Below are 15835 nucleotides of genomic sequence, written 5' to 3'. Positions count from 1 at the left end.
AGAGGGGCCTCATATGGCTGAACAAAAACCAACTTATTACATTACAACGCCAATATACTATCCATCTGGTAAATTACATATTGGTAATACATATACAACCGTTGCCTGTGATGCGGAAGCACGTTACAAGCGATTAACTGGATATGACGTGTTCTATCTAACAGGAACCGATGAGCACGGACTGAAGATTGAACAAAAAGCCGAAAAGCTTGGCATGCAGCCACAAGAATATGTGGATAAAATGGCTGCTGGGATCAAGAAACTATGGAAGACAATGGAAATCACCAATGATAAGTTCATCCGAACCACTGATGACTACCACGAAAAGGCCGTTCAAAAGATTTTCCAGAAGTTTGTTGATCAAGGCGACATTTACAAGGGTAAGTACAAGGGCTGGTACTCGGTTGATGATGAAGAGTACTTCACCGAAAGTCAGTTAGCTGAAGTTTACCGTGACGATAACGGCAAAGTGATCGGTGGAAAGGCCCCATCAGGTCACGAAGTTCAGCTGGTCGAAGAAGAATCATACTTCTTTAAGATGAGTAAGTACGCTGACTGGTTGATGCAGTATTACAAGGACCATCCGGACTTCATTGAACCACATGCCCGGGTTAACGAAATGGTTAACAACTTCTTAAAGCCAGGACTAGAGGATCTTGCCGTTACCCGGACTTCCTTTAACTGGGGGGTTAAGGTGCCAAACGATCCTAAGCACGTGGTTTACGTTTGGATCGATGCATTATCCAACTATATTACTGCTCTGGGTTACGGCTCGGACGATGATAGTCTTTTCAAGAAGTATTGGCCTGCTGATGTGCACATGGTTGGTAAGGAAATTGTCCGTTTCCACACGATTTACTGGCCAATCATGCTTCATGCTTTAGGCCTACCATTACCAAAGCATGTCATTGGTCACGGTTGGTTGACGATGAAGGACGGTAAAATGTCTAAGTCTAAGGGGAACGTAATTTACCCTGAAACCTTGGTTAAGCGTTACGGCCTTGATGCCACTCGCTACTACCTCTTGAAGGCCATGCCATTTGGTAACGATGGGGTCTTTAGTCCAGAAGACTTTGTTGATAAGGTTAACTTTGACTTGGCTAACGATCTTGGTAACTTATTGAACCGGACCGTTGCCATGATTAATAAGTACCAAGATGGTCAGTTGGTTGCTAACAATGATGCTACAACTGAATATGATGCTGATCTTGAACAAACAGCGGCAAACGCAATTACTGAATTTAAGGAAAAGATGGATCAGGTCCACTTTGCGGATGCTTTATCAGCCGTTTGGAAGTTGGTTGCTCGTGCTAACAAGTACATTGACGAGACTGAGCCATGGGTTCTTGCTAAGGATGAAAGCAAGAAGGCAGAATTGTCAGATGTAATGACCCACTTAGCTAAGAGCCTCCGGGTAATTGCAGCGTTGATTCAACCAGTAATGACCCACGCACCAAAGGAAATTGTGAACCAACTTGGTCTTGAAGGGACAAATCTTGAATTGACTAACTTGCAATTTAACGATTTCCCTGAAACTGCCCAAGTAGTTGCTAAGGGAACCCCAATCTTCCCTCGATTAGACGTTAAGGAAGAGGTTGAGTTCATCAAGAGTCAAATGAGTGCTAACCAAAAGCAAAAGGGACGTAAAGCAATGGAACAAGCAAAGAAAGAAGCGCAAAAAGCAATGAGTGAAGAAGAAACAACTGGTAAGAAACAAATCCGGATCGACGTTTTCGATAAAGTTGAATTAAAAGTGGCTCAAATTACTTCAGCAGGACACGTTGAAGGGGCCGATAAGCTCCTGAAGTTCCACATGGATGATGGAACCGCAGAAGGACGGCAAATTCTTTCAGGAATTGCTCAATGGTATCCAGACCCATCAGTTCTTGTTGGCAAGAAGGTCTTGATTGTTGCTAACTTAAAGCCCCGGAAGATGCGTGGTGAAGTTAGCCAAGGGATGTTACTATCTGCTGAAAAGGACGGTAATGTTACCGTTGTGACCGTTCCTGACTCACTTGTTCCCGGAATGGGCGTTGAATAATAGGTTGCTCAATGAGTAAACAACATAAGAACTGGCGTCAAGTTTATGATTCGCATACGCATCTAAACGATGACGCCTTTTATGATGATGTTCCGGCGTTTGAAGCACGGGCGGCCCATTATGGGGTTACCCAGATGAATATTGTTGGCTCAAATACGATCCTTAACGAGCGGGCTGTTAAACTCGCTCATGATTATGACAATCTTCATGCAATCATTGGTTGGCACCCTGAGGATATTCGGTTTTATAATGATGAGAGCGAAAAACAATTGATTCAACAATTGCATGATCCTAAGGTTGTTGGAATCGGAGAGATCGGTTTGGACTACTTTAACGATGAACAATCGCCCCATGACCGCCAGCAGGAAGTTTTTGCCCGTCAGCTAGAAATTGCCCGTCAATTTCACTTGCCTGTATCAATTCATGTTCGGGATGCCTTGGAAGATGCGTACCCGATTTTACGTGATTCACATGTGGATGAGTTTGGTGGGGTAATGCATAGCTTTAATGGGTCACCAGAAATGGCCGAAAAATTTATGGATTTAGGAATGGCGATCTCGTTTAGTGGCGTCGTTAGTTTTAAAACTGCCGAAGAAGTCCATCAGGCTGCGCTAGCGGTCCCGTTAGACCGGATGATGGTTGAAACTGATGCTCCTTACTTGACGCCAATTCCGTACCGGGGCAAAGAGAATGAGCCGGGATTTACCAAGTTTGTCGTTGATGCAATTGCCAAATTGAAAAATGTTGACGCTGAATTAGTAGCTTACAAGACATTCCATAATGCTCAGCAGCTATTTTTAACGGAGAAAGTTAATGAAGAAGATTAAAGAAGTAATCGTTGTTGAAGGAAAGGACGATACCAAGCAAATCTTAAAAGCAGTTAATGCCGATACCTATGAGACTAACGGGTCAGCACTATCGGAAGTTGATATTGCTCGCCTAAAGAAGCTCCAGGCAACTCGCGGGCTAATCGTATTTACCGATCCCGACTTTAACGGTGAACGGATTCGCAGAATGATTAGCAATGCAATTCCGGGGGTCAAACATGCCTTTATTCGCCGCGATCAGGGTGTTCCTGAATTTAAAGGAAGCCTTGGGGTTGAACATGCGGCACCAGAAGTGATTAAGTCAGCTTTGGCGAACCTTTATACTCAGGGAGAGCCAGGAGCAGCTGAAATAACGAGTGCTGATTTGAAGATAGCCGGACTAACTGGGAGGACTAATTCACGTCATCGTCGGGAACGGCTTGGTCAAATTCTCGGGATTGGTTACGGAAATGGTAAACAACTTTTGAAACGACTACAGCTGTTCCAAATTCACCGAGAGGATTTTGAAAATGCAGTTCGACAATTGGATCGGGAGGAAGAAAAATGAGTGAATCAACACAAATCGGTAACAGAAAAGAAACCCGTTCAATCTTGAACGAATATGGGATTCATGCCAAAAAGGGGTTTGGTCAAAACTTCTTGACCGATCCTGAAATTCTCCACCGGATTGTTGATGCGGCAGAGGTTACGAGTGAAGATAACGTAATTGAAATTGGCCCTGGAATTGGTGCTTTAACCGAACAACTAGCCAAGGCGGCTGGACAGGTGGTTGCCGTAGAAATTGACCAGGATTTGATCCCGGTTTTGGAAAAGACATTGGCTGCTTACGATAATGTTACGGTGATTAATCAAGACGTTTTAAAGGCAAACTTACCTGAACTAATTAAGCAGCAATTTACTAATCCAGATAAACCGATCAAGGTTGTCGCTAATTTACCGTACTATATTACAAGCCCTATTTTGATGAACTTGTTGTCAAGCCCCGTTCGCTGGAATTCAATCACCGTGATGATGCAAAAAGAAGTTGCCCAGCGGTTAACAGCTAACCCAGGAACAAAGCAGTATGGTTCACTAACGTTAGCGATTGAGTACCAGATGGAGGCGGAGATTGCCTTTAACGTTTCACGGCATTCGTTTATTCCTGCACCAAACGTTGATTCCGCGATCGTAGTCCTTAAACAACGACAAGAACCACTTTCTGTTGAACCATTCGATAAGCAAAAGTTAATGGGATTTATCCGTGGCTGTTTTGCTCATCGACGGAAGAGTTTATGGAATAATCTACAAAGTGTCATTGGTAAAGATGCAGATATAAAAGCGAAAATGACAAAAGTTTTGGAACAGATCGAGATCTCACCCCAGGTTAGGCCAGAAAAGTTAACTTTAGCCCAATTTATCAGCCTTTTGAACGCGTTCCACCAAGAAAAATTAATTTAAAATATGATTGAATTATCGCTAAACTTGTGATAAAATTTTGACTTTTATGCTAAATCAGCGTATAGTTCAGCCTGTGAGGTGAGATGTGTGGCAAAAAGTATATTAGAGATTAAGCAAGAACTCGAGGGACGGATTGGCCAACGAGTTCTAGTAACTGCTCAAGCAGGTCGTAAACGAATTGCTAAGCATCATGGTGTCCTTAGCAAGACCTATCCAGCAATCTTTGTTGTTCACGTTAATGAAGGACAAGGACAAATTAGCCGGATTTCCTACAGTTATACAGATCTCTTAACACAAAATATCTCGATTGATTTCGAAGATGAAGAAGCACAGGCCTAAAGTAATAAAGCTCCTGACATTGGATGTCGGGGGCTTTTTGTGTAGTTGAAATGAACATAGTAAACGTGCTCGCCGGGATCTTACTAGAGCTTTCTGGGCAACATAGTGGAAATGTGCGCAGTAGCTAATTAGACTTGCGAGGGTTCACGAACGAAAACAAGTTTTCTAGTTCACTCCTTCGCAGGGAAGACTCTATAGACAACAAACTCTCTCCCAGATGCTTTTAGCATCCAGTCAGGAGAAATTGTTGTCTTACGAGCCTTCTTTGCCTGCTCACACTCTGCTATAATCAATGTAAAATACTTGACTAAAACTGGGGAGGTGTGTGGGATGCTGATTACGGAAAAGGCACCGGCAAAGCTTAATTTAAGCCTTGATACTCCAAGACGCTACTTTGATGGGATGCTGAAGTGGGATATGGTAATGGTTTCTGCTGACTTAGCTGATTACGTTACAGTGGAAATTCATGACCAGCCAGGTGAAATTAAGGTATATACCGATAGCAGTTTTCTCCCAAATGACCAACGGAACCTGGCCTTTCAAGCAGCTAATATTTTACGGAATCGGTTCCATCGACGTGAAGGATTAACGATTAATATTAAGAAAAATATTCCGGTGGCGGCTGGACTTGGCGGTGGTTCATCTGATGCTGCTGCCGTGTTGCGAATTCTTAATTCTGCCTGGGACCTTGGCTTATCGCTAGAAGAATTGGCACGGCTATCACTTTCCATTGATTCCGATGTTCCTTATTGCGTTTATGGTAAGTTGGCTCACGTAACCGAACATGGCGAAAAAATTGAACTGTTACCACATCAACCACATTATTGGGTGGTAATCGCAAAACAGCAGATCAGTGTATCAACGCCACAGATCCTTCGCCAAATTGATTACACTAAGATTAAGCACTTAGAGAATGAAAAGCTAATTGAAAGTCTAGAAAATAGTGATTGGCAAACGGCCACTAAGTATATGGGAAATGTTTTAGAACCGTTGACAATGCGCTATTATCCTGAGATTAAGCGGTTAAAGGATAAGATGATTGAACTAGGTGCTGATGTGGCGCAAATGAGTGGGACCGGGCCTTCCGTCTTTGCAATTTGTCATACGGAATCACGGGCACGCCGAGTTCAAAATGGGATTTCTGGCTTTTGCCGTAACGTCAATATCGTCACACTATTATAATTTTTGACTGGGCCTCTTCTAATACTGAAGAAAAGTCCAGTTATTTTAATGAACATTAAGCAAAAGACGAACATTTATGTTAAAATCAAAGGCAATTAATACTTTTGGAGGATTGAATATGAAGGTTAGACGTAGTAACCGCCTTGTTGATATGACAAGGTACTTAATGGAACACCCGCGGTCCCTTGTTTCACTGAAATTCTTTGGGGAACGGTATGATTCTGCTAAGTCGTCAATTAGTGAAGATCTCAGCATCATTCGGCATACTTTTCACTCATGGGGAATGGGTCAACTTGAGACAATTCCTGGAGCAAGTGGTGGAGCAGTATTAACGCCATTCTATTCACGGGAGAATGCTGAAAAAGCGATTGCTGATCTGGTTGAGGCGGTTAGTGATGATACACGTTTACTGCCTGGGGATTACGTTTATCTCTCAGATCTAATCGGTCGTCCGGATATTTTACGGCGGGTTGGTCGTTTAATCGCTACCCAGTATGTTGATCAAGACGTTGACGTGATCATGACTGTTGAAACTAAGGGGATCCCGATTGCTCAAAGTGCCGCGATGTACCTTAATAAACCATTTGTGATTGTTCGGAATAGTTCTCACATTACAGAAGGACCTACAGTGAGTGTTAACTATGTCTCTGGTTCCGTTAAGCGGATTAAGAAGATGGAATTGTCACGGCGGACACTTTCTGCGGGCGCTAACGTTGTGATTGTTGATGACTTTATGAAGGGTGGTGGCACCCTGAACGGGATGAAGTCATTGATTAAGGAATTTGATGCGAACCTAGTAGGGATGACTGTCCTTGCAGAAGGTGAAGTTACGGGGAAACGGTTGGTAGATAACTGTACTTCACTGATTAAGGTTAATGCAGTTGACGATGAAAAGAAGACGATCCAAGCCGGACCGGGTAGTTTTATTAAAGATGTTTTTGAGAAGGAGTAACGGAATAAAATGAAGCGGAATGCGATTATTCTAGCAGCCGGTAAGGGAACCCGGATGCGGTCAAAGTTATACAAAGTTTTGCACCAGGTATGTGGAAAGACAATGGTCGAACACGTTGTTGGCCAATTGGAAAAGGCAAATATTGATAATATTATTACGGTTGTCGGCTTTGGTGCTGATCGGGTTGAAGAAGTTATTGGTAACCGGACTAAGTTTGCTTTACAAGACCAACAATTGGGGACTGGTCATGCGGTAATGCAAACAAAGAAGCTCCTTGCAGACGAAGATGGTGAAACAATCGTTGTTAGTGGTGACACACCATTATTTACTGCGGATACTTTCAAGAAGTTGTTTGAATACCATGAACAACGTCATGCTGCAGCAACGATCCTTACTTCCGTTGCACCGGATCCAACTGGCTACGGTCGGATTATTCGGAATGAAGTTGGTATCGTTGAACGGATTGTTGAACAGAAGGATGCCACTCCTGAAGAACAAGAAATCCATGAAATTAATACTGGTGTTTACTGCTTTGACAACAAGAAACTTTTTGCTGCTCTGAAGAATATCAATAATGATAATGCCCAAGGTGAATACTACCTGACTGATGTCATTGAAATCCTTAAGCGGGATCAAGAAGTCGTAACTGCCTACAAGATGGCAGACTTTGATGAATCAATGGGAGTTAACGATCGGGTTGCTCTTGCACGGGCAAATAAGCTGATGCGTAAGCGGATTAACACTCAGCTAATGAAGTCGGGTGTAACAATGCTTGATCCAGAGACAACTTACATTGATGATGGGGTCAAGATTGGCCAAGACACCGTAATTGAAGGTGGTGTCGTAATTAAGGGTAAGACCACGATTGGTAATGATTGCTATATTAGTGCTCATTCACGGATTGAAGATTCGACCATTCATGATGGGGTAACAATTACGTCCTCAACGCTCCAGAATGCTGAAATGCATGATGGTAGTGACATTGGCCCTAATAGTCACTTGCGTCCAGATGCTGAAATTGGTAAGAATGTTCATATTGGTAACTTCTGTGAGGTTAAGAAGGCCTTTATTGGTGAAGGAACTAAGGTTGGCCACTTAACTTACATTGGTAACGCAACTCTTGGTAAGAACATTAATGTTGGTTGTGGAGTTGTCTTTGTTAACTACGATGGTAAGAACAAGCACCACACGAATGTCGGTGATCACGCCTTTATCGGTAGTAACAGTAACTTGGTGGCACCAGTTAATCTTGCAGCCAATGCCTTTGTTGCGGCCGGTTCGACAATTACGGACAATGTTGACGAATACGATATGGCAATTGCCCGTGCACGCCAGACCAATAAGGAAAATTACGCGAAAAAATTACCTTGGTAAGCTTTCCGCTCTTGCTTTTTGTGGAGCAAATTTATATTATTGAAGTGTTGATATGATAATGCTTACTGCACATGTAATATTATTTAATCCGAAGCTGTAGGCATTGATGTCACAGCTTCCCAGTTTTGAATTAATCCAGTGGAGGATGCAATGACTACTAATCATTATTTTGACCCTAAGTTGAAGATTTTTGCTTTAAATTCAAACCGGCCGCTTGCCGAAAGTATCGCTAAGCATGTTGGTGTTGAATTGGGTAAATTGTCTGTTGACCGTTTTAGTGACGGTGAAATCCAAATTAACATTGAAGAAAGTGTTCGTGGTGATAATGTTTATGTTATTCAATCCACGTCAGCACCGGTCAATGATAATTTGATGGAATTGCTGATCATGGTTGATGCTTTGCGTCGTGCAAGTGCCAATACCATTAATGTGGTAATTCCTTACTATGGTTACGCACGCCAAGACCGGAAAGCGCGTAGTCGTGAACCAATCACTGCTAAGTTAGTTGCTAACATGCTACAAAACTCTGGCGTTGACCGGGTAATCGCTTTGGACTTACATGCTGCTCAAATTCAAGGGTTCTTTGATATCCCTGTTGATCACTTGATGGGAGCACCATTATTAGCTGAATACTTTATCAAAGAAGGCGTTGCTCAAGATGCCGTTGTTATTTCACCTGATCACGGTGGTGTTACTCGGGCACGGGCATTGGCTGAATTCTTGAAGTCACCAATTGCGATTATTGATAAGCGTCGTCCACGAGCAAACGTTGCCCAAATTATGAACATTATTGGGGATGTTAAGGGGAAAAAGTGTATCATGATTGATGATATGATTGATACTGCCGGAACGATTACCCTTGGTGCTCAAGCATTAATTGATGCTGGTGCCAAAGAAGTTTATGCTTCATGTACTCATGCGGTCCTTTCTGGCCCAGCAATTGAACGGTTATCTAAGTCACCAATTAAGGAAGTTGTTGTGACTGACTCAATTCAATTACCAAAAGAAAAGCAGATTGATAAGATTAAGCAAGTTTCCGTTGCCCCACTTATTGGTTCTGCAATTAAGCGGATTAACGAAAACCGTCCTGTTAGTCCTTTGTTCAAGCAAGTATTTAAGAGTGCTGAACTTTAATATATTGAAAATGAAAAAAAAGTGGTTGCTGTTGAACCGGCAATCACTTTTTTCATTTTCTGTTGTTTCATTGCAATATGGTCAAAATGTTGGAGTGAACTAGAAATTGATTTATCAATTTCGTCTGTGAACCCACTCAGTTACTGCGCTTCATCTGAGTTTCCTAGATTTTCCTCCTAATGCAACACAGTAAAAATGTGTTCGCCCTAGCCTTCCTCGAGCTAGCAACCTCCTTCCTAGGCGCAAGTCGCCTTCGTCAGGAGAAATTGCTAGCTTTCCGGAAACTCTTTGGGATGAAGACACTCTAATTTTTTCTTAAGCCTTTCTCTCAGGAAGGTTGGTAGAAAGTGGGAATGGTATAATTAGGGGTGGAAAAAGGAGGAGTAATTATGACAGTAAATAAGTTCTTCAAGAATATTTCGGTAGGGGCTGCGGCGGTAACGTTAGCTTTGACACTGGCTGCTTGTGGTAATAGTCAATCAACTAGTTCAACGAAGAGCTCATCTACCAGTAGTGCTCAATCGTCTGAAAGTGATTCAACAAAGGCAGTTCGTTCAGCAAATCGTTCAATTCATAATAATGATTTTCAAGCTGCTTACGATAAGTTGAATAATACTGAAAACCGTTCGAATGAGGCTAATAACTTAAAGGGCGATTTACAAAACTACCTAACTGCAAAGCAGGCATATGATAATGGCGATTATCAAACTGCAGCGAATAGTTTAAAGCCGTTGAAATCTACTAGTACCGCAATGCGTGATGCATATACGAGCTTACGGTCAAAGATTAACAAGAAACAAAACGTTAAGGTAAAGAACTCCTCATCCAGTCAACGAGTAGCTAACCAACAGGCATCTGATAAGACAAGTGATAGTGTTATTGAATCATTTGCTAACAAGATGGGCTTTACGGGAGAAAAAGGCTACTCAATCACGCCAACTTCTGCTAACGGCAATGTATATAAGCTAGAAGTACGGCAAAATAATAGTGACAATACTGTTGCTAACTTAATCGGAATTTACCAGTACAATAGTCAAACTGGCGCCGTTACTAAATTGCAATAATTTTAATTTCAAGGTAGGGCGTAAACCCTGCCTTTTTCTTTAGAAGGCGGGGAAAAGCTAATGTGTACAGTATTAACGTTAGATCATGAAAAATTATTCGGGCGGACGATGGATTTTCCACCGCGGACTCCATGGCGATTGACATTTCTTCCTGCTGGTCATAAGTGGTCACCTGCGGGTCAGACATTACAAATTCAGGATCAATACGCAATTCTGGGAGGAATGCGCCTCGTTGGTGATCACTATCTGATCGGTGATGGAATTAATGCGCGTGGGCTTATCTGTGCTGAGCTATTTTTCCCTGTTGCTGCTGATTATGGTTCACGCCAACCGGGTAAATTAACATTAACTCCGCAAGACTTTATTCATTGGATCCTGGCAAAACACGCGACTGTTCAGGATGTGGTTAATGATTTGCAAAACGTAAGCGTGATTAAGGAAAAATGGTTTGATAATCAGCAATATCCATTCCACTGGCTGCTGATGGACTCGACCGGGACATACGGAATTGAACCTTTGAATGGTCAATTAGTGGTTTTCAAAAATTCGATTGGTGCGTATACAAACACTCCTGCCTATCCAGAACAAGTAAAAAAACTCAATGATTTCCTTGGTAATGGAGAAGATCCCAAGTTTACTTCACAGACAAAGACTTCATTATTAACAATGAAAAAGTCGGTTACTGGTCGTAATTCTAGTGATCGCTTTATCCTTGCAGCCCAGGCACGGTGGCAAAATAAAATTTCAACAACTAAGGAGCTATCTTCATTTCTTCAATCAGTGACGGTTCCCAAAAATGAACACCACCTGCATAACTATACCCATTATCAAGCAATCATTAACCAGCAAAGCGGGGAGTACCGTTTTTGGAATCAGATTACGGGCGAGATAACTAGCTATAACGTTAAGATAAACGCGGACCAGAAGAAAATTCAGCGTTTTGAATAGTAAAGAGGGTGGAAAAAACTAAACGTTTTTTTTCACCCTCTACCTATACTTAGTAATCTCCGAACTTACAGAGTCTAATCGCGGGAATTAACTGAGGGACTTGAGCCTAACTACGAACAACTCTGATGATTTCATCATCATTCATCGTTCTAGGTTAGTCAACCGTCCCTCCGAGAAAGTTAATTCCCAGCTTCTTCTTTAACGTAATACATATTTTTCAACGGCCTTACCAACACCATCATTATTATTGGTATCGGTGATTACATCAGCAACCGCCTTAGTTTCTGGGACTGAATTACCCATTGCAACGCCGATGCCAGCGTATTCGATCATTGAATTATCATTTTGGGCGTTACCGAGAGCCATGACTTCGCTTTGCTTAATACCGAGCTCCTTAGCCAGAGCCTCAAGGGTACTTCCCTTGCTTGCTCGGTGATTGACGATTTCGAGGTAAAAGTCTTCGCTTCGAATAATTGTAAAGCGTCCAGCAAACTCTTTACTGAACTTTGGCTGAACCTTATCTAACTCTTCCTTATCGCCGAGCATCATTCCCTTAGCCAGAACGTATTGATCCTGCGTGTGGGCCATTTCATCAAGTGACCGTACCCGAACCGGCATGCTTACCAAATCAGATTCGTGGATTGTCAACGGACTGAGATCGCGGTTGGTTGTGTAAATATAGTCGCGGGATTCAAATTGTGACTTAACGTTATTCTTGGTGCAAAATGCTTGCCAATCAACATAATCATTAAAAGATAGGGTATAGTTAACAATTACTTTTTCGTTCGTTGACTGTGCAAGGGCACCGTTAAAACTAACCACATATTGATCATCCTGGTGGTTTAACCCTAATTCAGTAAGGTAGGCGTCTACTCCCGTCATCGGACGACCTGTACATAGGACTACTTTAACACCTTGTTGTTTAGCTGCCTCAAGGGCTTCCTTTGTTCGAGGGGTAATTTGACGTTGATCGTTAATCAACGTTGCATCAATATCAATTGCGATTAATTTAATTGCCATTATTATTCTCCTTTGGATTAACGACGTGGTTATTTTGAATATAGCTTTGAAATTCTTCGTAAATTGGTTCGAAAATTTCAATATCCTGGTGTTCGTTAAGCATTTCTTTCGGGAAGAAGAACCGTTGATCCCCGGCTTCCTTACCAGAAACACTCGCAACTAGGGTACTAACTTGCGATAGTTCAATCAGTTTGCCATTAGGTTGAATCAATTCAATTTGGGTTTGCGGATTTGAATCTTGCGGATTGTAGGTATCGTAGGGAAGCTTAAAGCTATCATTGACGGCGGTGTAGTAATCGCTATTAAATCCAACCGTCTGAATAAGCTTTCGCAGCTTTGGTAAAAGCGGTTTTGATTTTTCGTCATAAAGGGCGGATTTAAGTGGCCGCCGATTAAGGAACCTTCTTGCAAGGTCATTTAAGATGTCATCCCGTGAGTGGGTCCAGTGGTTAAAGTAGGTTGTGAGGACCCCGTCATCAAGAGCAAGGTAGTCGTCCAAGGTAAAGTGATTATTGAAAAACGGCATCAGCATATATGGTGTGAATTCTGGCTCGAACTCGCTCGGGTGCTGGTAGATATAGTTTGCCCGCTTCAATAGGTGGTCGAGAATTACTTCCATTGAACGGGAAACCGGGTGGAAGTAAATCTGGAGGTACATTTGCAGACGACTGATGATGTAGTCCTCAACTGCGTGCATTCCTGAAATATCAAATGCAATCCCACTTTTAATTGGACGCATCATTAGGAGCACCCGGTCTAGATCAAACTTTCCGTAGTTCGTCCCGGTGTAGTAGGAATCGCGTTGCAAATAGTCCATTCGGTCGGCATCGACTTGACTAGAAATCATTTGAACGACTTGCGGATTATGGTAGGTGTGGTCGATGACACTGGCAACATCTTCGGGGAAAGTCGGTGAAACCCGACGAAGAATCCGGTTTACGTTAGTTGATGGACTAGTAATAATTTCCCTGGTAATTGCTTCGTGATTTGTGTGAAAGATATGTTCAAAAGTGTGTGAATACGGTCCATGCCCGAGATCGTGTAGAAGGGCAGCACAAAGCGCAACGGGACGTTCACGATCGTCCCAAAGACCATCATTTGGTTCTCTTGTTGGGTAATTACGCTGAAACCTGTTGCACATCCGGCGGGTGATTTCATATACACCAAGGCAATGACCAAACCGTGAATGTTCAGCACCATGGAAGGTTAAAGATGACGTTCCTAATTGTTTGATCCGGCGTAACCGTTGAAATTCAGGGGTATTAATTAGGTCAAGCAGGATCTGGTTATCAACGATAATCTGGCCGTGAATTGGATCCCGAAAGACCTTTTCCTTAGCTAATTGTTCATCCTGAAAGGACATTTTGCTTATTCCTCCTTATGAAGGCGTTCTTGAAGTCGATTGATTGTGGTTGATTCTTGCTGAAGATACTGGATAAATTTGTTTGACCACATTACCTGTTGCAGTTGTTGGCTTCCCCGATCGGAAAAGACATTCAGTAGACGTTGATTAGCTTCTGCTAGGCTAAGTGGTTTACCAAGCAATTCTTCAATTGTTGTCATCGCGGTTGGCCAGATGTCAGGGAAATGCCACTTGTTTTCGACATTTTGAAGTCCACGGGTATAGAAGTCACGAATGATTTCACCACGAAGCATTTGGGGACCGTTAATGCTTAGGTACAGCATAACGACTACTCCTGACCGGTTCCGCCGTTGGGACATTCCGCCAATCTTTTGACCATTGACGCTGAGATCGAAAGTTCCTGGGCAATATGAATGTGTGATTTCACCAGTCTTAATTGTGATTTCAGGGAAAGCAGCACTAACGACATCAGTCATTACTTGGTAGGCTTCGTCAATTTTTAATTCACTACTATTAACGTGCCAGGGAATAAAAATGGAAAAATTAAGGATCCCTGAATCACTAGCAACGGCGAGCCCCCCTGAGTTACGGATGAAATAATGGAGACCTTTACCATCAAGATAGTTCAGAGCTTTCTGGAGGTAAGGAAGTCGCTGGTCCTTCAATCCTAGAATCACGGTATCCTCTAGAGTCCATGAGTGGAGAACTGGGGATGATAGCTGTTCACTTGCCCGCAATAAGGCGTTTGTATACGCGAACGAAGCAAGGTTATTTTCCGGCTTAAGTGGTTGAGAAAATGTTTCGACGTGTTGGTTTGAGATATTAATCATAGCTAATTCTTCTTTTCTATTGAAATACTGGTAATCTTTGACATTTTCATTATACTAAACTAGGCAAGATAATAACATTCAACGATTAAAAACGGTTATAATCAGGACAAAATGACTAACTAGGGAGGAATAGCATATCAAACGTTCAGTGCCAGTTCATATTCAATTAACAACCACGATGGAACAGGATGGTCAACAAGATCAGTACACCTTTGATGAACAGGGACAATTTGTTGATTTAAATGGGAAATACTATCTTCGTTATCAGGAACATCAAGCTGGTACAGTAACACCAGTGCAGTTTCGCCTGGGAACGGATAAGCTTCATTTAAGACGAAGTGGTGTTCGGGAAACTGATTTTGAATTTCAATTAGCGGCGCCAACAAAAACGCGTTACCTAACCGAATACGGAATCATCGGCATGGTAGTGACGACTAATCGGCTAGCAGTTGATTTTGATCCGCAAGATGTTAATGGTTCAATTGATTTGGAATATCAATTAACCGCAAATGATCAATTAATTGGAACTTACCAAGTTCAATTGCAATTTGCAGCTTAGCATTGTATACTGTAATTTAGACTTTTGAAGGGATGTGCACCAATTTGGATTTAAAGATTTTTGACGGCCAAGACAAATCAGAACTTTCAATGATCGAAGTTGCCCACGCTATTCTCGCACACCACGGCGAAGCAATGGCATTTGTTGATTTAACTAACGAAGTTCAACAATACCTTGGTAAGAGTGATGAAGAGATTCGTGAACGACTTTCACAGTTTTACACTGATTTGAACATTGACGGCAGTTTTATCTCCCTCGGTGATAACACTTGGGGTCTACGTGCATGGTACCCATACGAATCAATCGACGAAGCAACTGTTGGTGAAAACGAGGACGAAGAAGATGATCGTCCAAAGAAGAAGCGTCGTAAAGTTAACGCCTTCTTAGCTGACTCTGATTCAGATGATGATGTGATCGACTACGATAACGATGATCCTGAAGATGAAGATCTTGATGATCAATCCGATGATGACAACACCGATTATGATGACGACGATGACGATGATGATTATAGTGACGATGATAGCCTCGATGATGGAATTGAAGGACAATTATCTGAACTACATGATGATGACGACGATGATGAAGAATAATTTTTAAGATTTTATTCTTGACTATCTGAGGGCGAGCCTGTATTATCTTTCTTGGGCGCCTGTGATTCACAGGTAATCGTTCGTTAAAATGTTGGCTCCCTATTTCAATGGAAATGGGGAGTCTTTTCTGTTTATTAACCCCATTAAAAAACAAAAAGGAGAATATTACGCG

General features: G+C 42.2%; 16 protein-coding genes. 13 read left to right on the top strand and 3 right to left on the bottom strand.

Annotation, left to right across the window (positions count from 1 at the left end; all coding sequences use genetic code 11):
• The first annotated feature begins 13 nt into the window (after positions 1 to 13).
• The 11 genes from metG (at position 14) to LKJ51_RS02085 (ending at position 11298) form a co-directional block, all read left to right on the top strand.
• A complete protein-coding gene (gene metG / locus LKJ51_RS02135) occupies positions 14 to 2041 on the top strand; it encodes a methionine--tRNA ligase (RefSeq protein WP_291978933.1) in 2028 nt (675 codons plus the stop codon).
• 11 nt (positions 2042 to 2052) lie between these two features.
• Positions 2053 to 2868: a TatD family hydrolase gene (locus LKJ51_RS02130; protein ID WP_291978935.1), complete on the top strand. Its 816-nt coding sequence runs from the start codon at positions 2053 to 2055 to the stop codon at positions 2866 to 2868.
• Complete coding sequence (rnmV, locus tag LKJ51_RS02125; protein WP_291978937.1) at positions 2855 to 3415, top strand: ribonuclease M5; 561 nt, start codon at positions 2855 to 2857, stop codon at positions 3413 to 3415. Before LKJ51_RS02130 ends, rnmV begins: the two co-directional genes overlap by 14 nt.
• Positions 3412 to 4305 carry a 16S rRNA (adenine(1518)-N(6)/adenine(1519)-N(6))-dimethyltransferase RsmA gene (gene rsmA, locus LKJ51_RS02120; protein ID WP_291978939.1) on the top strand — a complete coding sequence of 298 codons (894 nt, stop codon included), beginning with the start codon at positions 3412 to 3414 and terminating at the stop codon, positions 4303 to 4305. Before rnmV ends, rsmA begins: the two co-directional genes overlap by 4 nt.
• Before the next feature lie 87 nt (positions 4306 to 4392).
• Positions 4393 to 4644: a Veg family protein gene (locus tag LKJ51_RS02115; protein WP_291978941.1), complete on the top strand. Its 252-nt coding sequence runs from the start codon at positions 4393 to 4395 to the stop codon at positions 4642 to 4644.
• A gap of 330 nt (positions 4645 to 4974) precedes the next feature.
• Positions 4975 to 5826: a 4-(cytidine 5'-diphospho)-2-C-methyl-D-erythritol kinase gene (gene ispE / locus LKJ51_RS02110; protein WP_291978942.1), complete on the top strand. Its 852-nt coding sequence runs from the start codon at positions 4975 to 4977 to the stop codon at positions 5824 to 5826.
• Positions 5827 to 5944: 118 nt separating this feature from the next.
• On the top strand, positions 5945 to 6778 hold the full coding sequence (gene purR, locus LKJ51_RS02105; protein ID WP_291978944.1) for a pur operon repressor: 834 nt from the start codon (positions 5945 to 5947) through the stop codon (positions 6776 to 6778).
• Positions 6779 to 6787: 9 nt separating this feature from the next.
• Positions 6788 to 8152 carry a bifunctional UDP-N-acetylglucosamine diphosphorylase/glucosamine-1-phosphate N-acetyltransferase GlmU gene (glmU, locus tag LKJ51_RS02100; RefSeq protein WP_291978945.1) on the top strand — a complete coding sequence of 455 codons (1365 nt, stop codon included), beginning with the start codon at positions 6788 to 6790 and terminating at the stop codon, positions 8150 to 8152.
• 150 nt (positions 8153 to 8302) lie between these two features.
• Complete coding sequence (locus LKJ51_RS02095; RefSeq protein WP_191684446.1) at positions 8303 to 9286, top strand: ribose-phosphate diphosphokinase; 984 nt, start codon at positions 8303 to 8305, stop codon at positions 9284 to 9286.
• A gap of 389 nt (positions 9287 to 9675) precedes the next feature.
• A complete protein-coding gene (locus LKJ51_RS02090; RefSeq protein ID WP_291978946.1) occupies positions 9676 to 10350 on the top strand; it encodes a hypothetical protein in 675 nt (224 codons plus the stop codon).
• A 60-nt stretch (positions 10351 to 10410) separates the two neighbouring features.
• Positions 10411 to 11298, top strand: a complete 888-nt coding sequence (locus LKJ51_RS02085; protein WP_291978947.1) for a linear amide C-N hydrolase — start codon at positions 10411 to 10413, stop codon at positions 11296 to 11298.
• Positions 11299 to 11496: 198 nt separating this feature from the next.
• Here the strand turns inward: LKJ51_RS02085 and yidA are convergent, their stop codons facing one another.
• The 3 genes from yidA to LKJ51_RS02070 are packed head-to-tail and all read right to left on the bottom strand — an operon-like array spanning position 11497 to position 14511.
• Positions 11497 to 12318 (bottom strand): sugar-phosphatase, encoded by an 822-nt coding sequence (gene yidA / locus LKJ51_RS02080; RefSeq protein WP_291978948.1) that lies wholly within the window; start codon positions 12316 to 12318, stop codon positions 11497 to 11499.
• Entirely contained in the window at positions 12308 to 13681 is a 1374-nt protein-coding gene (locus LKJ51_RS02075; protein WP_291978949.1) for an HD domain-containing protein, read from the bottom strand. The genes yidA and LKJ51_RS02075 overlap by 11 nt, the downstream gene beginning before the upstream one ends.
• A gap of 5 nt (positions 13682 to 13686) precedes the next feature.
• Positions 13687 to 14511 (bottom strand): lipoate--protein ligase family protein, encoded by an 825-nt coding sequence (locus LKJ51_RS02070; RefSeq protein WP_291978950.1) that lies wholly within the window; start codon positions 14509 to 14511, stop codon positions 13687 to 13689.
• Between the two features lie 148 nt (positions 14512 to 14659).
• Here LKJ51_RS02070 and LKJ51_RS02065 point away from each other — a divergent pair, with 148 nt between their 5' ends.
• Positions 14660 to 15070, top strand: a complete 411-nt coding sequence (locus tag LKJ51_RS02065; protein ID WP_291980077.1) for a DUF1934 domain-containing protein — start codon at positions 14660 to 14662, stop codon at positions 15068 to 15070.
• A 44-nt stretch (positions 15071 to 15114) separates the two neighbouring features.
• Entirely contained in the window at positions 15115 to 15663 is a 549-nt protein-coding gene (rpoE, locus tag LKJ51_RS02060) for a DNA-directed RNA polymerase subunit delta (RefSeq protein ID WP_291978952.1), read from the top strand.
• Positions 15664 to 15835 lie beyond the last annotated feature (172 nt).

It is taken from the genome of Limosilactobacillus sp., from assembly GCF_022651205.1.
GTDB lineage: Bacteria > Bacillota > Bacilli > Lactobacillales > Lactobacillaceae > Limosilactobacillus.
This window is presented reverse-complemented; position numbering and strand designations above follow the sequence as displayed.